Genomic DNA, 21,858 nt, shown 5'->3' on the forward strand with positions numbered 1-21,858 from the left:
CGCACCGTGCCGGGCGTCGCCAGCGCCGGCGCCGCCCACAGGCGACACCGGCTCCCGACTTTCCGGAGAGCCCGCGTGACCCTGCCCCGCCTCAGCCTGGTCGACACCGATCCCGCTGAACTCGCCGTCGACGCCATCGTGATCGGCCTGCACAGCCAGCCCGACGAGGGCGGCGCGCTGCTGCCCGCGGCCGGTGCCGAGAGCATCGCGGCCGCGTTCGACGGCAAGCTGACCGCGACGCTGGCCCTGCTCGGCGCGACCGGCTCGCCGGGCGAGGTGACCAAGCTGGCCACCCTGGGCACGGTCACGGCGCCGCTGGTGGTGGCGGTCGGCCTGGGCGACGAGCCGACCGGTTCGGCGCCGGCCACCGAGACCCTTCGCCGGGGTACGGGCGCCGCCGTGCGCGCGCTGGCCGGCAGCGAGACGGTCGCGCTGGCCCTGCCGCTGCCCGACGACGCGGACGCGCCCGGTGTGCTGCGGGCGATCCTGGAAGGCGCGCTGCTCGGGTCGTACCGGTTCGCCGGCTACAAGACCAAGCCGCAGCCGGGCCGCCGGGAGCCGATCGCCGCGCTCCAGGTGCACGTGCCCGACGCCGCCGACGAGGCGGCCCGGGCCGAGGTGACGCGGGCCGGGACGGTGGCCGGTGCGGTCCGCCTGACCCGTGACTGGGTGAACACCTCGCCCAACAACCTGCGCCCGCCGGCGTTCGCCGACGCGGTGGTGGCCGCGGCCGAGGGCACCGGGCTCGAGGTCGAGGTGCTCGACCTCGAGCAGCTCCAGGCCGGCGGGTACGGCGGGATCGTCGCGGTCGGCCAGGGCTCGTCGGCCGGTCCCCGCCTGGTCAAGCTCAGCTACACCCCGGCCGGGGTGACCGACCCGAAGCGGGTGGCGCTGGTCGGCAAGGGCATCACCTTCGACACCGGCGGCATCAGCATCAAGCCCGCGGCCGGGATGTGGGAGATGAAGTCGGACATGGCCGGGGCGGCCGCGGTCGGCGCGGCGATGCTGGCGGTGGCCGCGCTCAAGCCGGATGTCGCGGTGAGCGGTTACCTGGCCATGGCCGAGAACATGCCGTCGGGTACGGCGTACCGGCCCGGTGACGTCATCACCATGTTCAACGGCAAGCGGGTCGAGGTGCTGAACACCGACGCCGAGGGCCGCATGGTGCTGGCCGACGCGATCGCCCGGGCCTGCCAGGACGGCGCCGACTACCTGTTCGAGACGTCCACGCTCACCGGCGGGCAGGTGATCTCGCTGGGCAAGCGGATCGCCGGCGTGATGGGCGACCCGGCGACCTGCGAGCGGGTCAAGGCGGCGGGCGAGTCGGTGGGCGAGCCGGCCTGGCCGATGCCGCTGCCGGACGAGGTGCGCAAGGGCATGGAGTCGGAGATCGCCGACATCAGCCAGACGAACAACGCGATGGACCGGGCCGGGCACATGCTCCAGGGCGGCGTGTTCCTGCGCGAGTTCGTGGCCGACGGGGTCGACTGGGCGCACATCGACGTGGCGGGACCGGCCTTCCACTCGGGCGAGCCGACCGGTTACCTGACCAAGGGCGGGACCGGCGTACCCGTACGCACGCTGCTCGCCCTGGTGGAAGATGTCGCCGCCAACGGCTGATCAGCCCTCCGGTCGGGTCTTCTTGCGCGCGTTGTAGTCGCGCATGCGCTGGGGGTAGCCCATCAGCTTCACGTCGTAGATCGGCATGGCGAGCTGGTGGGCGAAGCGACGGGCCGACTCGGGCGACTCGACGCGGCGACGGGTCCACTCGCCGTCGTGTGCCACGAGCAACAACGTGGTCTCGGTCACCGTGGTGCGCGGCTCGATGAAGCCCTCGACACCCCGGCGGGAACGGACAAACTCCGCAAGGTGCTCCAGACCGGCACGATCAGCACCACGATCGGCCGTACGACCCGACTCCCTGCGCCGGCGGAACCAGGCCACCGAGCCCTCCTCACGTTTATTTCGCGCAAGCGTACTTGGCCGGGGCATGTCGTTGGGTCCCTGAGTGCATCGACCGGTTCCACAAGTGACAAGATGGCCAGGACGACTGTGACCGTTTCGCTTGTGTGACCCGCGGCGGAACGATGCAAAGGGAGTTGACCGTGAGCCAGCCGAACGGCGGAACATTCGACATCGTGATCCTCGGGGCGGGCAGCGGTGGATACGCCGCCGCGCTCCGCGCCGCCGAGCTTGATCTGTCGGTGGCGCTGATCGACAAGGCCGAGCTGGGCGGCACGTGCCTGCACCGCGGCTGCATCCCGACCAAGGCGCTGCTGCACGCCGCCGAGATCGCCGACCAGACCCGCGAGAGCGAGCAGTTCGGCGTCAAGGCCGACCTGGTCGGCATCGACATGGCCGGCGTCAACTCGTACAAGGACGGCGTGGTCGCCCGGCTCTTCAAGGGCCTCACCGGGCTGCTCACGGCCAACAAGAAGATCACCGTGGTGCAGGGCGCCGGCAAGCTGGTCGCCAAGGACACCGTCGAGGTCGACGGCAAGCGCTACACCGGCCGCAACGTGATCCTGGCCAGCGGCTCCTACTCGCGCTCGCTGCCCGGCCTCGAGGTCGACGGCAAGCGGGTCATCGCCAGCGAGCACGCGCTCAAGCTCGACCGGGTGCCGAGCTCCGCGATCGTGCTGGGCGGCGGCGTGATCGGCGTCGAGTTCGCCAGCGTGTGGAAGTCCTTCGGCGCCGACGTGACCATCCTCGAGGCGCTTCCCCGGCTGGTGGCCGCGGAGGACGAGGAGATCTCCAAGACGCTCGAGCGCGCGTTCCGCAAGCGGAAGATCAACTTCAAGGTCGGCAAGCCGTTCGAGAAGGTCGAGCACACCGAGAACGGCGTCCGCGCGACGATCCAGGGCGGCGAGACGGTCGAGGCCGAGGTGCTGCTGGTCGCGGTCGGCCGCGGCCCGACGACCAAGGACCTGGGGTACGAGGAACAGGGCGTCACCCTCGACCGCGGCTTCGTGATCACCAACGAGCGCCTGCACACCGGCGTCGGCAACATCTACGCGGTCGGCGACATCGTCCCCGGCCTCCAGCTCGCCCACCGCGGCTTCGCACAGGGCATCTTCGTGGCCGAGGAGATCGCCGGCCTCAACCCGCCGGCCATCGACGAGAAGGGCATCCCGCGGGTCACCTACTGCGACCCCGAGATCGCCTCCGTCGGCATCACCGAGACCCAGGCCAAGGAGAAGTACGGCGCCGACAAGGTGAAGACGTACAACTACAACCTGGGTGGCAACGGCAAGAGCCAGATCCTCAAGACCGCGGGCTTCGTCAAGCTCGTCCGGGTCGAGGACGGGCCGGTCGTCGGCGTACACATGATCGGCGCGCGGATGGGCGAGCAGGTCGGCGAGGCCCAGCTGATCTACAACTGGGAGGCGTTCCCGGAAGAGGTCGCCCAGCTCGTCCACGCTCACCCGACGCAGAACGAGGCGCTCGGCGAGGCCCACCTCGCGCTCGCCGGCAAGCCCCTGCACGCACACGCCTGATTTCATCCATCCGCACGCACCTGGTTAGGAGTTCGAGAACATGCCGGTATCGGTCACCATGCCGCGGCTGGGTGAAAGTGTCACCGAGGGCACCGTCACGCGCTGGCTGAAGCAGGAGGGCGAGCGGGTCGAGGCCGACGAGCCGCTGCTCGAGGTCTCCACCGACAAGGTCGACACCGAGATCCCCTCGCCCGCCGCCGGCGTGCTCACCCGCATCGTGGTCGGCGAGGACGAGACCGCCGACGTCGGCAGCGAGCTGGCCGTGATCTCCGGCGACGGCGAGGAGTCCGGCTCGTCCGAGCCCGCGCCCGCCCAGGAGCAGGCCGCCGCGCCCGCCCAGGAGCAGGCCGACGAGCAGGCCGACGCCGAGCCCGAGCCGGCCGCGCCGAACGAGCCGTCGACCGAGAAGCCGGTCGAGGCCGAGGCGCCCGCACCGCAGACCGCCGCACCGGCCGGTGGTGGCGAGGGCACCGCGGTGAAGATGCCGGCGCTCGGCGAGAGCGTCACCGAGGGCACCGTCACCCGCTGGCTGAAGCAGGTCGGCGACAGCGTCGAGGTCGACGAGCCGCTGCTCGAGGTCTCCACCGACAAGGTCGACACCGAGATCCCGTCGCCGGTGGCCGGCACCGTCATGGAGATCAAGGTCCAGGAGGACGAGACCGCCGACGTCGGCGCCGACCTGGTGATCATCGGCTCCGAGTCGTCGGGCGGCGGCGACTCCGCTCCGGCGCCGTCGCAGCCCGAGCCGGCGAAGGAAGAGCCGAAGCGCGAGGAGCCCAAGCAGCGCGAGGAGCCCAAGCAGGCGCCGGCTCCGCAGCAGGCCGAGGCGCCCAAGGTCGAGTCGAAGCCGGCGCCGCAGGTGGCGTCCTCCGGCGAGTCCTACGCCGACCCGTCTCCCGAGGTCGAGCAGGGCAAGGTCGAGCAGGGCAAGCCGGTGCAGCAGCCGTCGGCCCCGGCCCCCGCACAGGCGTCGGCCAACGGCGGGTCCGGCGACGCCGGGTACGTCACGCCGCTGGTCCGCAAGCTCGCCGCCGAGAAGGGCGTCGACCTGGCCAAGCTGAGCGGCACCGGCGTGGGTGGCCGGATCCGCAAGCAGGACGTGATCGAGGCGGCCGAGAAGGCGGCCGCCGCCGCGGCCAAGCCGGCTCCGGCCGCCGCGCCCGCCGCGACGTCGTCGGCCGCGGCCGCCGCGCCCAAGGCGGCGCCGAGCCCGCTGCGAGGCCGCACCGAGAAGCTGACCCGCACCCGCGCCACGATCGCCCGGCGCATGGTCGAGTCGCTGCAGATCTCGGCGCAGCTCACCACGGTCGTCGAGGTCGACATCACCAAGGTCGCCCAGCTCCGTCAGAAGGCCAAGGCCGACTTCCAGGCCAAGCACGGCGTGAAGCTGACCTTCATGCCGTTCCTGGCGCTGGCCGCGGTCGAGGCGCTCCAGGAGCACCCGGTGGTCAACTCGTCGATCGACCAGGAGGCCGGCACGGTCACCTATCACGACGGCGAACACCTGGGCATCGCGGTCGACACCCCCAAGGGCCTGATCGTCCCGGTCATCCGGGACGCCGGCGACCTCAACCTGGCCGGGCTGTCGAAGCGGATCGCCGACGTGGCCGACCGCACCCGCAACAACAAGATCAGCCCGGACGAGCTGTCCGGCGGCACGTTCACGCTGACCAACACCGGCAGCCGGGGCGCGCTGTTCGACACCCCGATCATCAACCAGCCGCAGGTCGGCATCCTCGGCACCGGCGCGGTGGTGAAGCGGGCCGTGGTCGTCGACGACCCGAACCTGGGCGAGCTGATCGTGCCGCGGTCGATGATCTTCCTGGCCCTGAGCTACGACCACCGGATCGTGGACGGCGCCGACGCCGCCCGCTTCCTGACCACCATGAAGCAGCGCTTGGAAGGCGGCCAGTTCGAAGCTGAACTGTCCTAGATCGTCTCCGCTGAGATGGGCCCCGCGATCGCGCGGGGCCCTTTCAGTTTTGAACCTGTTCGAATCCGGGCATGATGGGGACATGCGGATCCTCATGGCCGGCGCGTCCGGCTTTCTCGGCGTCCCGCTCGCGCGGCGGCTGCGCGAGGCCGGCCACGACGTGACCCGGCTGGTCCGGCGGCCCGCCGAGGCCGCCGACGAGGCGACCTGGCAGCCGTCCCAGGGCCAGCTCGACCCCACCCTGGTGGCCGGGGCCGACGCGGTGATCAACCTGGCCGGCGCCGGCGTCGGCGACAAGCGCTGGACGGCGGCGTACAAGAGCACCATCCGGTCCAGCCGGGTCGAGACCACCGGGACCATCGCGCGGGCGATCAGCCGGCTCCCCGAGGCCGACCGGCCGCGCACGCTGCTCCAGGGCTCGGCCGAGGGCTGGTACGGCGAGACCGGTGACCGTCGCGTGACCGAGGAGTCGCCGGCCGGTCGCGGTTTCCTCGCCGACGTCGTCCGGGTGTGGGAAGCGGCCGCCCGGCCCGCCGAGGACGCCGGCACCCGCGTCACCCTGCTCCGCAGCGGGCTCCCGCTGCATCAGGACGGTGGGCTGCTCAAGCCGATGATGCCGATCTTCCGGGCCGGGCTGGGCGGCCGGCTGGGCAGCGGCAAGCAGTACATGCCCTGGATCGCGCTGGACGACTGGCTGCGTGCCGTCGAGTTCCTGCTGGAACGCGACGACGTCACCGGGCCGGTCAACATCGTCGGGCCCGAGCCGGTCACCAACGCCGAGTTCACCGAGGTGATGGGCCGCGTGCTACATCGGCCGGCGGCGCTGTGGGTGCCCGGGCTCGCGCTCCAGGTCGCGCTGGGCGGCTTCGCCGAGGAGGCGCTGGGCAGCAAACGGGTGATGCCCGGGGTGCTCGGCAAGGCCGGCTTCCAGTGGGTTCACCCGACCATCGAGTCGGCCCTGCGGGTGGCCGTCGGGCAGGCGCCGAGCGCGGCGACATAAGCGGAGGTCCGGGACTGTTAGCTTGTAGCCGATGTCCGTGACCGCCACCGCGCCCGCCGAGTCCTCCGACCCGCCCGCCGAGCCCGCCGCCGCGACCACCGTGCGCCGCCGCTGGCCCGGCCATCTGCTCATGGCCGTGGTGTCGATCACCCTCGCCGCCTACGTGACGCAGGGCCTGTGGGCCGACCCGTACGGCAAGGTGCTCCTGCGCAATGCCGGCGACCAGGCGTTCTTCGAATGGCTGCTGGGGTACGGCTGGTACCTGCTGAGCCACGGCGCCGACCCGTTCTTCACCGACATGATGAACGTGCCGGACGGCGTGAACCTGGCCGCGAACACCTCGATCACGGTCTTCATCGTGGCCATGGCGCCGATCAGCCACTTCCTCGGCCCGCAGGTCAGCTTCGCGGCCATCCTGACCGGCAACCTGGCCGGGGCGGCGTTCGCCTGGTACCTGTTCTTCAACCGCTACGCGACCACCCGCCGGGGTGTGGCCGCGGTGGCCGGCCTGTTCTGCGGGTTCGCGCCCGGCTTCGTGTCGCATGCCAACGGCCACCTGAACTGGTCGGCCGGCTGGGTCGCGCCGCTCGTCCTGTGGTGGGTGCTCAAGCTGCGCCAGCCCGATCGGTGGCTGCGCAACGGGCTGGTGCTCGGCCTGCTGGTCGCCTGCGGGTTCTCGATCGCGGCCGAGGGGCTGTTCTTCACGGCGCTGGCCAGCGGGGTCTTCCTGGCGGCGTGGGCGCTGGCGCCGGCCACCCGGGGGGAGGCGCGCGCGGCGCTGCCGACGGTCCTCAAGGGGCTCGGCGTCACCGCGGGCGTGGCCGGAGTGCTCCTCGCGTACCCCCTCTACATGCATTTCGCGGGTCCGCAGAGCTTCTCGGGCACCGGGTTCAACCAGCGGCACTACGTCGAGGACGTGGCGTCCTACCTGAGCTACGCCGAACGCAGTTTCGCCGGGTGGGCCGGGCTGGACAGCGCCTGGCTCGCGCCGAACTCGACCGAGGAGACGTCGTTCTTCGGGCTGCCGCTGATCGTCCTGATCATCTCGGGACTGGTCACGCTGTGGAAGCGGGCCGACCCGGGGCGTCGAGCCACGCTGCGGGCGCTGATCATCGTCGCGATCACGTTCGTGCTGCTGTCGTGGGGGCCGCGGCTGCAGATCTTCGAGATCGAGACGCCGATCCCGCTGCCGTACGCGGCCCTGGCCCACCTGCCGCTCTTCGACTCGGCCCTGCCCGCCCGGTTCGCGCTGGTGCTGGTCGGGGTGTTCGGCATGGTGCTGGCGTTGCTCGGCGACCTGCTGCTGAAGGACAAGACGCTCTCGTCGACGGCGCAGACGGCCTTCGGGGCGGCGTACGCGGTGGCCCTGGTCCCGATCATGCCGATTCCCCTGCTGACCATGGACCGGGCGCCCGAGCCGCAGTTCATCGCCGACGGCACCTGGAAGCGCTACGTGGACGACGGCGCGTCGCTCAGCTCGCTGCCGTTCGCGAGCAACCTGTCGGCCGACGCGCAGCGCTGGCAGGCGTACACGATGGCTCGGGGTGGAAAGCAGTTCCGCATCCCGGACGGCTACTTCCTCGGCCCCGGCGGGCACGACGGCACCGGGCAGATCGGCGCGCGCTGGCACTGGACGGACTGGCTGCTCGCGCGGGCCGGCCGGTACGGCGAGGTTCCGCAGATCACCGAGGCCGACCGGATCCGGGCCCGGGAGGACCTGGCCTACTGGAACATCCAGGGCGTGTTCCTGGCCGACCGGGTGACCGGCGCGGACGGTCCCGAGTTCCGGGCGGCGGTCGAACTCACCGCGCGTGACCTGTTCGGCGAGCCGCAGCGGGTGGACGACGTCCTGTTCTGGCGGATCCGGCCGGGCGTGGACCCGGTCACACCACCGGGCTGACGACTGGGGCTAGGCTTTCTTCCGTGACCAGCCCGACGCTCAGCATCCTGCGGCCCGGCCTCGTCGACTACCGCGAGGCGTGGGACGAGCAACGCCGCATCCACGCCGAGGTCGCCGAGGGCAACCAGCCCGACACGATCCTGCTGCTGGAGCACCCCAGCGTCCTCACCGCCGGCAAACGCACCGAGCCCGCCGACCGGCCGATCGACGGCACTCCCGTGGTCGAGGTCGACCGCGGCGGCAAGATCACCTGGCACGGCCCGGGCCAGTTGGTCGGCTACCCGATCCTCAAGCTGCCCGACCCGATCGACGTGGTGGCCTACGTCCGCCGCACCGAACAGATGCTCATTGACGTGTGCGCCGAGTTCGGGGTGGCCGCCACCCGGGTCGACATCAAAGGGCGCAGCGGCGTCTGGGTGCTCGCCGACGACCGCGGCCCCGACCGCAAGATCGCCGCGATCGGCATCCGCGTCGCCCGCGGCGTCACCCAACACGGCTTCGCGATCAACTGCGACTGCGACCTGTCGAACTACGACCGTTTCGTTCCTTGCGGCATCCGCGACGCCGGCGTGACCTCGCTCAGCTGGGAGCTGGGCCGCGACGTCACCGTGGCCGAGGTGCGGCCCGTGGTCGAGCGTCACCTGCCGACTCTGCTTTCCTAGGGCATGGCCTTCGAGAAGCAACCGGACGACCCACGGGTCTTCCTGCCGCGGCCGGGCGGCGGCGTCTACCTGAACTTCGCCCACGGCATCGCGTGGGCGATCTTCCTGAGCATGACGGTGGTCCCGCTGGTCGTGGTCATCGCGACCACCCTCCTGCTCATCCTCTAGTCGTTCCTACGGGGTCAGCCGGTGCAGGTCGCGGGGAAACGCGGTCACCTCGCGCACGTTGCGGACCTCCAGCAGCCGCGCGACGAAGCGCTCCAGGCCGATCGCGAACCCGCCGTGCGGCGGCATGCCGTAGCGGAAGGCGTCCAGATAGCCGGCGTACGGTTCCAGGTCGCCCTTCAGCGCGGTCACGTAGTCGTCGTAGCGATGGAGCCGCTGCCCGCCGGTGACCAGCTCCATCCCGCGGAACAGCAGGTCGAAACCGTTCGACCAGCGGGCGTCGGCCGGGTCGGGATGGGTGTAGAACGGCCGCTTCGCCATCGGGTAGCCGGTCACGAACACGAAGTCCGAGCCGTGCTCCCGCTTCGCCCACGCGCCGAGCGCCCGCTCGCGGGCCGGCGCCAGGTCGGGCTCGTCGTCCGGGGCGCCGGCGATCCGCAGCGCCTCGGTGAAGTGCACGGCCGGCAGCTCGCTCTCGACCGTCAGGGCGGCCCACGGCTCGACGGCCGCCGCCATCCCGGCCAACGCCGAGGTCAGCACGGTCATCACGTCCCGGTGGTCGGTGATGAACCCCAGCTCGGCGTCGAGCGACGTGTACTGGGCCAGATGCCGGCCGGTGTCGTGCGGCTCGGCCCGGAACACCGGCCCCACCTCGAAGACCCGCTCGAACACCCCGACCATCATCTGCTTGTAGAACTGCGGCGACTGGGCCAGATAGCCGGGCCGCCCGAAGTAGTCGAGGGCGAACACGTTCGCGCCCGACTCGGTCGCCGACGCCACGATCTTCGGCGTGTGGATCTCGACGAACCGCTGCTCGGCCAGCGCCGACCGGAACCCCTCGGTCGCGGCGGCGGCCATGCGCAGAGCCGTCGCCCGGGTCGGGTGCCGCAGGGCGAGAGCCGCGTGGTCGAGCTGCGTCGGCAGGGTCGCGGTGAGCGCGGGTCGATGCAGTTCCAGAGGCAGGGGTACGGACACAGCGCTCCGTACCCGTACCGAAGGAGAAGTGAGCTCGACCCCCGCCGGCGCCGCCGCGTTGACGCTGACCCGAGCCGTCACCTCGACCACGCTCTCCTCGGAGATCGTCTCGATCTGAGCGCGCGTGGCCGGGTCGGTGACCACCACCTGGCTGAAGCCGGCGGCGTCCCGGACGATCAGGAAAGCGACCTGCTTGAGCAGGCGGCGACGATGCACCCAGCCGGCGATCATGACGATCTCACCGGGGTGCCGGGCCAGTTCGGTGGAGAGGATGCGTTGCATGGCGTGGTGACCTCCTTGGTTGCTGCAACGCGGCCCCAGGGAGGTGTGGGCGAGCGGGAAACCTCGCGGTGCCACCACACCTTCGCGCCTCGCGGCGCCTCTTGTCGTACCGCGGCTCAGGAGTGTCTTCGCGCCCGGCGCCGGGCCACCTTCACAGCTCACGGTGGCTCTCTCGGCCGGCGTGGTCGGGCGCTACTTGGCTCCGTCACAGCCGATGGACCGGACGTTAACAGGGGGCGACTCCGTGGCAAAGCGGGTTTACACGTGTCACGTGAGGGCACTCACACCGCCAGCCACGTGAGCCACGTCGCCCAGAGGCCAACGTCCGCTTGATCCGGCGTAACCTCGGCATTGTGACTATTGCTCCCGAGGGCCGCCGCATGCTGCGCATCGAGGCGCGCAACGCCGAGACTCCGATCGAACGGAAGCCTCCGTGGATCAAGGTCAAGGCGAAGATGGGCCCGGAGTACACGCAGTTGCGCGGATTGGTGCAGCGTGAAGGGTTGCACACGGTTTGTCAGGAAGCCGGCTGCCCCAACATCTACGAGTGCTGGGAAGACCGCGAGGCCACCTTCCTCATCGGCGGCGACCAGTGCACGCGGCGCTGCGACTTCTGCCAGATCGACACCGGAAAGCCCGCCGAGTTCGACGCCGACGAGCCGCGCCGGGTCGGCGAGTCCGTCGCCACCATGGGCCTGCGCTACGCCACGGTCACCGGCGTCGCCCGCGACGACCTGCCTGACGGCGGCGCCTGGCTCTACGCCGAAACCGTCCGCCAGATCCACAAGCTCCAGCAGGGCTGCGGCGTCGAGCTGCTGATCCCCGACTTCAACGCCGACGAGACCCAGCTCGCCGAGGTCTTCGGCGCGGCGCCCGAGGTGCTGGCCCACAACGTCGAGACCGTCCCGCGCATCTTCAAGCGCATCCGGCCCGGTTTCCGTTACGAGCGCTCGCTGTCGGTGCTGACCAAGGCCCGCGCCGCCGGCCTGGTCACCAAGAGCAACCTGATCCTCGGCATGGGCGAGGAGCGTTCCGAGGTGTCGCAGGCGCTGCGCGAGCTGTACGACGCGGGCTGCGAGATCATCACCATCACCCAATACCTGCGGCCCACGCCACGGCATCACCCGGTCGAGCGGTGGGTGAAGCCGGAAGAGTTCGTCGAGCTTCAGGCCGAGGCTGAGGCGATCGGGTTCGCCGGGGTGATGAGTGGGCCGCTGGTTCGGTCGTCTTATCGGGCTGGGCGGCTTTATCAGCAGGCTCTGGCCGCTCGCGGCTGAGTTTCTCGTTCTTTCCCGCGCCGCACGTTCACTTTCTTCGCGCTCCCCGGCGTTTCTTGTCGCTCGCGCCTACGCGTTTTCTTATCGCTCGCACCCGGGCGTTTCTTGTCGCTCGCGCCCCGCACATTCTCTTTCCCTCACGCCGCACGCGTTTCTTGTCCTCACGCCGCAGGCGTTCTCTTTCTTCGCGCCCCACGCGAAAGGCCGCGACCCCGCGTTCGGGGTCGCGGCCTTTCAACGCGCTCTCGCCTCTTGATCTTGATTTGGCGCGCGGCCACCGCCACCTCCCCCACCCCTGCACTGGGTGGGCGTCAAAGTAGCGGTCGGGTGTGACAGTTTCGAGTCTCTGTCCACAGGCCCGGGCGGGGCCTGCGTCTTCCCCAGGCCTGCGCGGCTCGCGCCTTCCTCAGGCCGGCGCGGCTCGCGCCTTTCTCAAATCCGCGCGGCTCGTCAGGCGATGACGGCGAAGCCGCCGGTCCAGCTGATCTTCTCGCCGGCGGCCAGGGTCATCTGCAGGAAGGCGAGCGCCTCGAGCTCGCGGGCGCGCTTGAGCGACCCCGCGTCGGCCGCCTTGAGGCCGCCCGCGGACACGATGCCGGCCAGCAGCGCCTTGGCCTCGGCGTCGTCGCCGGCGATCAGGACCGTGGTGGGCTCGGTGCCGACCGTGCCGCTGTTCAGGGTGGCGGCGAAGTTCGTGTTGAACGCCTTCAGCACGCGGGACTGCGGGAGCTTCGCGGCGATCTCGGCGGTGGCGGAGCTGTCCGCGGGTACGGTCAGCGAGTCGAAGGTCTCGAAGTTCAGCGGGTTGGTGATGTCGACGACCACCTTGCCGGCGAGCTGGTCGCCCCGCTCGGCCGCGACCTTGGCGACTGACGGGTAGGGCACCGCGAGGATCACGATGTCACCGGTGATCTGCTTGTCCGTGTCGGAGGAGTTGAAGAGCTCGACGGTGTTGCCGCCCTTGGTCACGAGCGAGGCGATGGCCGGGCCCATGTTGCCGGTGCCGAGGATGCTGACGTGGCTCATGATGCGCTCCCTGAGGTCTTGGTTGTCGCTACAACCAAGACTCTAGACCCAAAAAGTTGTCGCGACAACCTTTGCGTAGGAGAATGTGACCATGGACTCGCCTTGGCTGGACGACAAACAGCAGGCCGCCTGGGTACGCCTGGCCGCCGTCATGGAGCTGCTGCCCGGTGTGCTGGAGCGGCAGCTGCGCCGTGACGCCGAGCTGACCCACTTCGACTACTTCGTGGTGGCGATGCTGTCCGAGGCCCCCGGCCGGACGCTGCGCATGACCGAACTGGCCCGGCAGACCAACGCCACGCTCCCCCGGCTGTCCCATGTGGTGCAGCGGCTCGAGGAGCGCGGCCTGGTCGAGCGCTTCCCGTGCCCGCAGGACAAGCGGGCCACCAACGCGCGGCTGACCGACGCCGGCTGGGCCAAGGTGGAGGCCACGGCGCCGGGGCATGCGGCGACCGTACGTACCCATGTCATTGACGCTCTGACCCCGCAGCAGATCGCCCAGCTCACGGAGATCACCGACGCGATCCTGCACCGCCTCGACCCGAACGGCGCGATGAGCGGCGTCTACAACCGCTACGATCCGTAGCCGGCGCGGCGGCCCATCCGGTGGGCGGCCATGGAGAGCGCGGCGTACGCCCCGATCAGCGGCCCGTGGCGCAGCGCCAGAACGGCCAGATTCGCGCCGTACGTCTCCCGAGCGGACCGCGGCCCGACCGAGGTCAGGTCACCCGCGGCCGCCATGGTGGCCGCCGCCTTCCCCGCCCGGTAGCGCCCACACAGGAGGCCGGCCAGGTCGTACGCCCCGCGGTGCCGGACGACCATGCCGGCCGCGTACCCGATGGTCCCGCCGGCCCCGATCAGCCGCCGCGCCAGCTCCCGGTCCTGAGACTTGACGAAGCGCACGTCGAACCCGCCGACCTGCCGCAGCAGCCGCGCCCTGACCCCGAAGTTCCCGCCGTTGAGGTAGTCGACCGTCGCGCCGTTGACCCGGTCCCGGTTGTCGAACGCCAGCCGCCGGAGCCGCGACAGGGCCCCGGGCTCGACGTCTTCCAGGATCCGCCCGGCGACCGCGTCGACGGCGCCCAGCCGCTCCGTGAGGACGGCCAGCCACCGAGGGCCGGGCAGGACGTCGTCGTCGAGGAAGCCGATCAGATCGCCCTGAGCCCGCTCGACGGCCGCGCTCCGGGCGGCGCTGACACCACGCCGCTCAGGCAGCCGAACCACCTCGATCCCGGCCACGTCGGGAACGGGACCACCGTCGACCGCCACGATCACCTCGAAGGGCGGGGCCTGCTCCTGCCGGCCGAGCGCGTCGAGGGTGGCGCGCAGCGAGATGCGGCCGGTGGTCGGAATGACAACGGAGACACGAATCAGGTCACCCTAGCCCAGTGACTAGTCGCGCTCGGCGTCGGCCGGGATCCATCCGTGGTTCGGGTCGGTTGCCCAGGCAGGGTCGTAGGACTCGACGGCGGTGATGAAGGGCTCGGGCGGTGCGTACGCGTGGGCGGTAGATCACGTACTCGTCGCCGACCCGGACGATGTCATCGTCGCCATAGGTGTAGGGGGTCAGATCCTCGATGTACCCCACGGGGTCCTCCACAGACGGGAACGGCGGCCGCGCCGGAGCGCGACCGCCGTTCGATGACCGTACTGGGTCAGACGTTGTAGTACATCTCGAACTCGTGCGGGGTCGGGCGGAGGCGGACCGGGTCGATCTCGTTGGCCCGCTTCCAGTCGATCCAGGTCTCGATCAGGTCGTCGGTGAAGACGCCGCCCGCGGTGAGGAACTCGTGGTCGCCCTCGAGCGAGTTGAGCACCGCGTCGAGCGAACCCGGCACCTGCTTGACGTTGCCCCACTCCTCCGGCGGCAGGTCGTACAGGTCCTTGTCGATCGGCGCCGGCGGCTCGATCTTGTTCTTGATGCCGTCCAGGCCGGCCATCATCTGGGCCGCGAAGGACAGGTACGGGTTGCTCGACGGGTCGGGCACACGGAACTCGACGCGCTTGGCCTTGGGGTTGCTCCCGGTCACCGGGATGCGGGTGCAGGCCGAGCGGTTGCGCTGCGAGTAGACCAGGTTGACCGGGGCCTCGTAGCCGGGCACCAGGCGGCGGTACGAGTTGACCGTCGGGTTGGTGAAGGCCAGCAGGCTGGGCGCGTGGTGGAGCAGGCCGCCGATGTACCAGCGGGCCGTGTCGGACAGGCCGGCGTACCCGGTCTCGTCGTAGAACAGCGGCTCGCCGTTCAGCCACAGGCTCTGGTGGGTGTGCATGCCGGAACCGTTGTCACCGAACAGCGGCTTGGGCATGAACGTCGCGGTCTTGCCGTGCTCCCAGGCGGTGTTCTTGATGATGTACTTGAACATCTGCATCTGGTCGCCGGCGTGCAGCAGGGTCGAGAACTTGTAGTTGATCTCGGCCTGGCCCGCGGTGCCGACCTCGTGGTGCGACCGCTCGACGGTGAAGCCGGCGTCGATGAGCCGGCGGACCATGGCGTCGCGCAGGTCGGAGTAGTGGTCGAGCGGCGCGACCGGGAAGTAGCCGCCCTTGTACGCGGTCTTGTAGCCGCGGTTGCCGCCCTCCTCCTCCTTGCCGGAGTTCCAGGCGCCCTCGACCGAGTCGATGTAGTAGAACGACTCGTTGGCGCTGGTCGAGTGGCGGATCGAGTCGAAGATGTAGAACTCCGCCTCGGCGCCGAAGTAGGCCTGGTCGGCGATGCCGCTGGAGGCCAGGTAGGTCTCGGCCTTCTTCGCCACGTTCCGCGGGTCACGCGAGTAGGCCTCGCGGGTGAACGGGTCGTGGATGAAGAAGTTCAGCGCCAGCGTCTTCTGGATGCGGAACGGGTCGATGAACGCGGTGGCGACGTCCGGCAGGAGCATCATGTCGGACTCGTGGATGGCCTGGAACCCGCGGATCGAGGATCCGTCGAAGGCGAGGCCATCGGTGACGACGCTCTCGTCGAACGACTCCACCGGGATGTTGAAGTGCTGCATGACACCCGGCAGGTCACAGAAGCGTACGTCGACGAACTTGACGTCCTCGTCCTTGAGGTATCGCAGGAGTTCCTCGGGATTGGCGAACACACGTCCTCCTGGCAGGAAAATCGAACCGGGCGGGATGACCGCCACGTCGCTAGGCTGGTCGCGACGCTATGGGTACGCCGTTGCCCAGGCGTATCCCTATTGTTTCCGCCGTGTTACGGAGCCGGTGATCTGCCGCGACCTACCGGAGGTTACCCCGGTAGCGTGGTCTCCCGTGGCCGCTCGAACGAATTCCAGTCCGCCCGCCTTCGACCCCGGGTCCACCCTGCTCGCGGGCTTCGGCCGGCGGTTCGCCGCGCTGATGATCGACTGGGCGCTGTGCCTTCTGGTCGGCAGCCTGGTCGGCGATCCGCGCGGGGTCGCCTGGCCGCCGGTCGTCGCGCTGGTGCTGCTCAACACGTTCTTCATCGGCCTCTTCGGACAGACCCCGGGCATGGCGCTGGCCGGCATCCGGTGTGTCTCGATCGAGGACGGCGGCGCGATCGGCCTGGCCAAGGGGCTGCTCCGGGCCGTACTCCTGGCCCTGCTCGTCCCGGCCGTGATCATGGATCAGTCCCGCCGCGGCTGGCATGACCGGCTGGCGGGCTCCGTCGTGATCCTTCGTCCCCGAACCTAGGTCAGCGCGGGCGCTGCTGGCGGAACTGGCCCTTCGACGGGCGCATGTTCTTGGGGATCGCGCCCTTGGGCATCTGCGGCCGGGACATCAGCGCGGCGAGACGCTTGTCCAGGGCGTTCACGTCCTTGCCGGTGAGGTTGCGGGGCAGGCGGAGGAAGGTCGTGCGGAGCTTGCGTACGGAGACCTCGCCCTCGCCCGAGCCGACGATGTAGTCGTACATCGGCGCCTTGCCGATGACCTTGGAGAGGCGGCGCTTCTCCTGGCCGAGCAGGGTGCGTACGCGCTGCGGCTGGCCCTCGCCGAGCAGGATCACGCCCGGCCGGCCGATGACCACGTGCACCATGTCGAACTGGGTGGTCGAGCTGGCCGCGGCGCGCACCCGCCAGTCGCCGCGCATGTTCTCCACGATCTGCGCGGCCGAGCCCGGCTGGCCCTCGGCGACGTTCATCATGGCCGCGTTCGAGCGCAGGTTGAGCACGATCAGGGCGGCGAGCAGCGTGATCATGACGCCGAGCGGGATGACCACCCAGCCGAACCCGAGCAGGAAGAACAGCACGGTCAGCGCGATCGGGATCAGGACCGCCGCGATCAGGAGCGGCACGAACCACTTGTCCTGTTTCGCGGTGAAGGCGAAGACCTGGCCGATCTGCTTGAGCCGGGTGCCGAACGACACCTTCTCCTCGGGAGTTGCCATACCCGGAAGTGTAATGGTGCGCAGTAAGGGCCTTACGCCGCCCAGGCACCTCAGCAGCCAAACGTAAGGTACCTGCCCGCCCCAACATAGGGGTCGTTCCCCATGCGCCACGCCTGCCTTCACGCGGAAAGTCGTCATCAAGACCAAGAGATGCCGACGAGTACGCAAGGAGCAAGCGGATGTTTCCCTACACCGACGCGCAGACGATCCTCGACCTGCACCACCAGCGTGCCGACGAACTACGCCGCGAGGCCGACGCCCACCGTATGGCGCGTGGGGTGTCGCCGGCCGGACGGCATCGCCGCTTCGGCCGTGCCTCCCGATGGGCCACCGCGGTGCGGGCGCCGGCGCAGTAATGAGCTGGGCTGGTCCTCCGATGGGCATCGTCGGCGCCGAAATTCGGTCGTACCCCCATGGCATGCTCGACCTCATGACGGCGAGCGTGCGGAGCACCGACGTCCTGGTCGGCCGGGAGGCCGATCTGGCGCTGGTCCGAGACGCCCTCAAACGAACCCGCAGCGCCGAGCCGTCGGCCGTTCTGGTCGGCGGCGAGGCCGGGGTGGGCAAGACCCGGCTCATCGAAGAGTTCACCCGGGCCGCGACCGCCGACGGCGCCCAGGTGCTGACGGGTCACTGCCTCGAGCTGGGCGAAGAGGGCCTGCCCTACGCGCCGTTCGTGGGGGCGCTGCGCGAGCTGGTCCAGCGTGACGGCGCCGGGGTGTTCGAGGGGCGCGAGGGTGATTTCGTGCGCCTGCTGCCCGAGCTCGGCCCGCCCGAGTCGGGTGGCGACGCCCGCCGCGGGCACGGGTTCGAGGCGGTGGCGGGGCTCTTCGGCCGGTTGGCCGAACGGCAGCCGCTGGTGCTGGTACTGGAAGACCTGCATTGGGCCGACCGGTCCACCCGCGACCTGATCGGTTTCCTGCTGCGCGCCGCGCGCCTGCCGGGCGTCCTGCTGGTCGGCACGTTCCGCACGGATGAGATGCATCGGGGGCATCCGCTGCGGCCGTTCCTGGCCGAGCTCGACCGGGTGCGTGGCGTGCAGCGGCTCGAGCTCGACCGGCTCGACCGCGAGGGCACCGCCGAGATGCTGGCCCACCTGCTCGGCGCCGAGCCCGCACCGGGCGTGGTCGACACCCTCCATGAGCGCGCCCAGGGCAACCCGTTCTTCATCGAGCAGATCGCCGCGTCCGGCGACGAGTGCTGCGACATCTCCGACAACCTGCGCGACCTGCTGCTGTCCCGGGTCGACCAGCTCTCCGAGCCGGCCCAGCGGGTGCTGCGGGTGGCCGCGGTCGGCGGCACCAGGTTCGGCCACGGCCTGCTGACCCGGGTGGCCGGCGTGCCCGAGCCCGAGCTGGAGTCGGCGCTGCGGACGGTGGTCGCCGCCCAGCTGATCGTCGTCGACGCCAGCGGTGAGTACGAGTTCCGCCACGCCCTGGTGCGCGAGGCGGTGCACGACGACCTGCTGCCCGGCGAACACGCGCGGCTCCACGCGCGCTACGCCGAGGTGATCGAGGGCGAGCCGGGGCTGGTGTCGATCGGCCGGGCGCCCGCCGAGATCGCCCATCACTGGCACGCCGCCCACGACCACCCACGGGCCCTGGTGGCGGCGCGGGCGGCCGCGATCGAGGCGGGGCGGCGTTATGCCTACGGCGAGCAGGCCCGTCTGCTCGACCGGGTGCTCGAGCTGTGGGAACAGGTGCCCGACGCCGAGACGCTGCTCAACACCTGCCACGTCGACCTGCTGGAAGAGGCGGCCCTGGTCGCCATCGACGCCGGCGAGTCGATGCGGGCGCTGAGCCTGACCAAGCACGCGCTGCACGGCATCGACTACCAGGCCGAGCCGCTGCGGGCCGCGCGGCTGCTGGTGCGGCGCTCCAAGCTGCTGCAGAACGCGGGCAAGAGCGACGGCGCGGCCGAGTCGCAAGAGGCCTACGAGATCGTGCGGAAGCAGCCCCGAACCGCCGAGAGCGTGAAGCTGCTGGCCGACGTCGCCCACACGCTCAACCGGGCCGACGCCGAGCTGGCGGCCGACATCGCCAAGGAGGCGATGGCCGAGGCGGTCGAGCTGGGCGACGTGGCCGCCGAGGTCGCGGCGACGGTCACGTTCGGGCGGTTGTGCGCGGGCTCGGTGCCGCTCGAGGAGGCGCTGCCGGTGATCCGGACGGCCGCCGAGACCGCCCGCCGCACCGGCGATCGACAGAACCTGGCCTACGCGCTGGTCAACATCTCGGACGCGCTGTTCGAGGTCGGGCGCTACGCGGAGTCCGCCGACGCGGCGTGGGAGGGCGTGCCCAACGCCGACAAGGTCGGCATCAGCCGGACGACGGGCGTCTACCTGCTGGCGAACTACGCCGAGGCGGAGATCGCGCTGGGCGAGTGGGACGAGGCCGAGCGCCGGCTCGCCGAGGCCACCCGGCTCGACCCACCCGGCACGCTCGTGCTGCCGGTGGTGCGGCTGCGCGCCTGGCTGCGGCTGGCCCGCGGCAACGAGGGCGCCGAGGCGCTGCTGTCCCGGGCGTTCGGCTTCCTGAGCAAGCCCTACCTTCACGTGGAGACGCGGCTCTACCTCCTGGAACTACGCATCCTGTGCGCCCTGGAGTTCGGCGACAACGCCATGATCCGCATGGCCGCCAAGGCCGCCCTGGCCGAGCCCACGATCACCGACGACGCGCGGTACGGCTGGCCGGCCATCGCCGCGGCCGCGGCCGCCGCCGACCGGCTCGGCGACCCGCAGCTCACCGAGCTGGTTCGGGCGCAGGCACGCTGGCCACAGGTCAGATATGCGGTCGACCGGGCGTATGCGGCCCAGGTGACCGCCACGCTGAACCACGACCCGGCGGCGTGGCGTGAGGCGGTCGCGGCGTGGCGGGAAGACGGTCAGCGTTACCCCCTGGCAGCGGCGCTGCTGGGCTACGCCGAGGCGCTGGCCGGCGCCGGTGAGCGCGCCGAGGCGGGAATCGCCATCGAAGAGGTGGCCGAGATCGGCGGCCCCCTGGGTGCGGCGCCGCTGCTGTCCCGGGCCGAGACGCTGGCCCACCGGCTCGGCCTGCGACCGTCGGCGGCCGCGCAACCGGCCACCGAGATCCTGACCGCCCGCGAGCGCGAGGTGCTGACGCTGGTGGCCGAGGGACACAGCAACGGCCGCATCGCCGAGCAGCTCTACATCTCCCCCAAGACCGCGAGCGTCCACGTCTCCCGCATCATCGCCAAGCTCAACGTGGCCAACCGCGTCGAGGCCGCCGCCGTCGCCCGGCGCCTCGGCCTCCTCGAGCCGCAGCCGTGACCGGTCCCGCCTCCGGCCGGCCGGGCGACCTCGGCGACGCCGGGACGCACGCCGGGTGGGTGGGCGAGCCCGGCCATGCCGGAACGCACGCTGGATGGGCGGGCGAGCCGGGCCATGCCGGGACGCACGCCGGGTGGGTGGCCCTGACCTTCGACGACGGGCCGTCGATCTATCGGCCCGAGACGCTGGCGATCCTGCGGCGGCTGGCCGTGCCGGCCGCGTTCTTCGACGTCGGGATGCGGGTCGCGGCCAACCCTCACCTCGTCGGCTTCCAGGTGCGCGAGGGCCACCAGGTCTTCAACCACACCTACTACCATTCCGACCTCACCAGGCTGACGCCCGACGCGGTGCGCGAGGAGATGCGGCAGACCGAGGCGGCGATGCGGGCGGCCGGGGCGCCGATGCCGTTCCCGGGTATGCGGCCGCCGTTCCTGAACATCGACGATGCGGGGCGGAACGTGCTGGCGGGCCTCGGCTATCGCACGATCGTCCGGGTCGACGTGAACGCCGCCGATCCCGATGCGGCCACCACACCCGAGCAGGTGCGTGACGCGCTTCTCGCCGGGGTGGCGCCCGGCGTGATCCTGCTGCTGCACGACGGCAACGTCGACACGCCGTCGGGCCGGTCGGTGGTGACCGCGCTGCCCGAGATCATCCGGGGCGTCCGCGAGCGTGGCTACCGGTTCGGCGCGATCGGCGAGGACGGCGGGGTGGTTCCGGCCGAGCCTCTCCGCCCGTGCGACGAGCCGATCCCGGCGGTCACCGGCCCAGTCCCCTACCTGCCCCTGGTCGAGCGGTTCCGCGGTGACCCGCCCCAGGACGCGCCCGAGCCCTACGTGATCGTGGAGTCCCCGCACTCATGAGCTACGTCCTGGAGGCCGTGGTCGGCCGCGAACCGGCGCTGCGTTCCCTCGCCGCCGGCCATTCACCCGCCGTCGTGGTGCCGCTGGCGTTCGACCTGGCCCTGATCCCGATCACCCGGGAGGTCGCGGCGAGCCTGGCCGAGGCCTACGCCGGCGGGCTACCGAGCCGGCGACCCGACCTCGACCGGCTGCCCGACGCGGTGAAGGCCGAGCTGGCCCAGCGTTCGGCGGACGGGCCGATCGGCTACCTCGAGGCCGAGTTCTTCGGCGGTACGGGCACCCAGTGGGCCGCCCTGTGGTCGGGCGGCTCGATGGTGATCGGGCCGCTCAGCGTCGCCGAGGACGAACGCTTCCCGGCCGAGGGAAGCCCGATCTCCCAGGTGCTGGCCGCCCTCGGCGCGGAGCGGGGCGACCACTACGACGAGTTCGACGCCCCGACCTGCTCCGCCACAGGCACACCGACGACTGGACGGCAGACGCCTGACCGACGCCGGGCCGCCGCAGGCCGGGCCGCCGCAGGCCGGGCCGCCGCAGGCCGGGCCGCCGCAGGCGTGTGGACGCGAGTTGGGTGATGCGGGCATGCGGTGCGGGGCAGGGCGGCGGCGCAGGGCGGCGGCGTAGTGGTCACGATTCGAGAAGTTCGCAGG

General features: G+C 71.1%; 20 protein-coding genes. 14 read left to right on the plus strand and 6 right to left on the minus strand.

The window, feature by feature from the left end; all coding sequences use genetic code 11:
- Window positions 1–75: 75 nt before the first annotated feature.
- Window positions 76–1,620: a leucyl aminopeptidase gene (locus AB0M54_RS08675; RefSeq protein ID WP_364328190.1), complete on the plus strand. Its 1,545-nt coding sequence runs from the start codon at window positions 76–78 to the stop codon at window positions 1,618–1,620.
- Here the strand turns inward: AB0M54_RS08675 and AB0M54_RS08680 are convergent, their stop codons facing one another.
- Window positions 1,621–1,944 (minus strand): hypothetical protein, encoded by a 324-nt coding sequence (locus tag AB0M54_RS08680; RefSeq protein ID WP_364328187.1) that lies wholly within the window; start codon window positions 1,942–1,944, stop codon window positions 1,621–1,623. It lies immediately after the preceding gene.
- A 143-nt stretch (window positions 1,945–2,087) separates the two neighbouring features.
- Between AB0M54_RS08680 and lpdA the strand changes: the two genes are divergently transcribed.
- From lpdA to AB0M54_RS08710, 6 genes are all read left to right on the plus strand, one after another.
- Window positions 2,088–3,497 (plus strand): dihydrolipoyl dehydrogenase, encoded by a 1,410-nt coding sequence (lpdA, locus tag AB0M54_RS08685; protein WP_364328184.1) that lies wholly within the window; start codon window positions 2,088–2,090, stop codon window positions 3,495–3,497.
- Between the two features lie 40 nt (window positions 3,498–3,537).
- Window positions 3,538–5,430 (plus strand): 2-oxoglutarate dehydrogenase, E2 component, dihydrolipoamide succinyltransferase, encoded by a 1,893-nt coding sequence (sucB, locus tag AB0M54_RS08690; RefSeq protein WP_364469929.1) that lies wholly within the window; start codon window positions 3,538–3,540, stop codon window positions 5,428–5,430.
- An 82-nt stretch (window positions 5,431–5,512) separates the two neighbouring features.
- Complete coding sequence (locus AB0M54_RS08695; RefSeq protein ID WP_364328178.1) at window positions 5,513–6,430, plus strand: TIGR01777 family oxidoreductase; 918 nt, start codon at window positions 5,513–5,515, stop codon at window positions 6,428–6,430.
- A gap of 31 nt (window positions 6,431–6,461) precedes the next feature.
- On the plus strand, window positions 6,462–8,330 hold the full coding sequence (locus tag AB0M54_RS08700) for a DUF2079 domain-containing protein (RefSeq protein ID WP_364328176.1): 1,869 nt from the start codon (window positions 6,462–6,464) through the stop codon (window positions 8,328–8,330).
- A gap of 23 nt (window positions 8,331–8,353) precedes the next feature.
- The gene (gene lipB / locus AB0M54_RS08705) at window positions 8,354–8,992 is read left to right on the plus strand and encodes a lipoyl(octanoyl) transferase LipB (protein WP_364328173.1); all 639 of its coding nucleotides are present in this window, start codon (window positions 8,354–8,356) and stop codon (window positions 8,990–8,992) included.
- Window positions 8,993–8,995: 3 nt separating this feature from the next.
- Window positions 8,996–9,160 (plus strand): peptide ABC transporter substrate-binding protein, encoded by a 165-nt coding sequence (locus AB0M54_RS08710; RefSeq protein ID WP_364328170.1) that lies wholly within the window; start codon window positions 8,996–8,998, stop codon window positions 9,158–9,160.
- Window positions 9,161–9,166: 6 nt separating this feature from the next.
- Here the strand turns inward: AB0M54_RS08710 and aspS are convergent, their stop codons facing one another.
- Window positions 9,167–10,414, minus strand: coding sequence for an aspartate--tRNA(Asn) ligase (aspS, locus tag AB0M54_RS08715; RefSeq protein ID WP_364469931.1), 1,248 nt, complete (start codon window positions 10,412–10,414; stop codon window positions 9,167–9,169).
- A gap of 380 nt (window positions 10,415–10,794) precedes the next feature.
- Here aspS and lipA point away from each other — a divergent pair, with 380 nt between their 5' ends.
- Window positions 10,795–11,691, plus strand: a complete 897-nt coding sequence (gene lipA / locus AB0M54_RS08720) for a lipoyl synthase (protein WP_364328408.1) — start codon at window positions 10,795–10,797, stop codon at window positions 11,689–11,691.
- 450 nt (window positions 11,692–12,141) lie between these two features.
- Here the strand turns inward: lipA and AB0M54_RS08725 are convergent, their stop codons facing one another.
- Window positions 12,142–12,717, minus strand: a complete 576-nt coding sequence (locus tag AB0M54_RS08725; RefSeq protein WP_364328164.1) for an NADPH-dependent F420 reductase — start codon at window positions 12,715–12,717, stop codon at window positions 12,142–12,144.
- A gap of 91 nt (window positions 12,718–12,808) precedes the next feature.
- Here AB0M54_RS08725 and AB0M54_RS08730 point away from each other — a divergent pair, with 91 nt between their 5' ends.
- Window positions 12,809–13,300, plus strand: coding sequence for a MarR family transcriptional regulator (locus tag AB0M54_RS08730; RefSeq protein ID WP_364328161.1), 492 nt, complete (start codon window positions 12,809–12,811; stop codon window positions 13,298–13,300).
- Here the strand turns inward: AB0M54_RS08730 and AB0M54_RS08735 are convergent.
- Together AB0M54_RS08735 and glnA are read right to left on the minus strand one after the other, a co-directional pair.
- Entirely contained in the window at window positions 13,288–14,088 is an 801-nt protein-coding gene (locus AB0M54_RS08735; RefSeq protein WP_364470059.1) for a glycosyltransferase, read from the minus strand. The genes AB0M54_RS08730 and AB0M54_RS08735 overlap by 13 nt on opposite strands.
- A 281-nt stretch (window positions 14,089–14,369) precedes the next feature.
- Complete coding sequence (gene glnA / locus AB0M54_RS08740; protein WP_364328158.1) at window positions 14,370–15,794, minus strand: type I glutamate--ammonia ligase; 1,425 nt, start codon at window positions 15,792–15,794, stop codon at window positions 14,370–14,372.
- A gap of 172 nt (window positions 15,795–15,966) precedes the next feature.
- Between glnA and AB0M54_RS08745 the strand changes: the two genes are divergently transcribed.
- The gene (locus AB0M54_RS08745; protein ID WP_364328155.1) at window positions 15,967–16,368 is read left to right on the plus strand and encodes an RDD family protein; all 402 of its coding nucleotides are present in this window, start codon (window positions 15,967–15,969) and stop codon (window positions 16,366–16,368) included.
- Between the two features lies 1 nt (window position 16,369).
- Here the strand turns inward: AB0M54_RS08745 and AB0M54_RS08750 are convergent, their stop codons facing one another.
- The gene (locus AB0M54_RS08750; RefSeq protein ID WP_364328152.1) at window positions 16,370–17,062 is read right to left on the minus strand and encodes a DUF4191 domain-containing protein; all 693 of its coding nucleotides are present in this window, start codon (window positions 17,060–17,062) and stop codon (window positions 16,370–16,372) included.
- Between the two features lie 179 nt (window positions 17,063–17,241).
- On the opposite strand from AB0M54_RS08750, the gene AB0M54_RS08755 reads away from it, so the two are divergent.
- The 4 genes from AB0M54_RS08755 to AB0M54_RS08770 all read left to right on the plus strand — a co-directional run bounded on the left by AB0M54_RS08755 (window position 17,242) and on the right by AB0M54_RS08770 (window position 21,783).
- Complete coding sequence (locus tag AB0M54_RS08755) at window positions 17,242–17,418, plus strand: hypothetical protein (RefSeq protein ID WP_364328149.1); 177 nt, start codon at window positions 17,242–17,244, stop codon at window positions 17,416–17,418.
- A gap of 62 nt (window positions 17,419–17,480) precedes the next feature.
- The gene (locus AB0M54_RS08760; protein WP_364328146.1) at window positions 17,481–20,348 is read left to right on the plus strand and encodes an AAA family ATPase; all 2,868 of its coding nucleotides are present in this window, start codon (window positions 17,481–17,483) and stop codon (window positions 20,346–20,348) included.
- Complete coding sequence (locus tag AB0M54_RS08765; RefSeq protein ID WP_364328143.1) at window positions 20,345–21,211, plus strand: polysaccharide deacetylase family protein; 867 nt, start codon at window positions 20,345–20,347, stop codon at window positions 21,209–21,211. The genes AB0M54_RS08760 and AB0M54_RS08765 overlap by 4 nt, the downstream gene beginning before the upstream one ends.
- Window positions 21,208–21,783 (plus strand): hypothetical protein, encoded by a 576-nt coding sequence (locus AB0M54_RS08770; RefSeq protein WP_364469933.1) that lies wholly within the window; start codon window positions 21,208–21,210, stop codon window positions 21,781–21,783. Before AB0M54_RS08765 ends, AB0M54_RS08770 begins: the two co-directional genes overlap by 4 nt.
- The last annotated feature ends 75 nt before the right edge of the window (window positions 21,784–21,858 follow it).

This window comes from Actinoplanes sp. NPDC051470 (assembly GCF_040682035.1).
Taxonomy (GTDB): Bacteria; Actinomycetota; Actinomycetes; order Mycobacteriales; family Micromonosporaceae; genus Actinoplanes.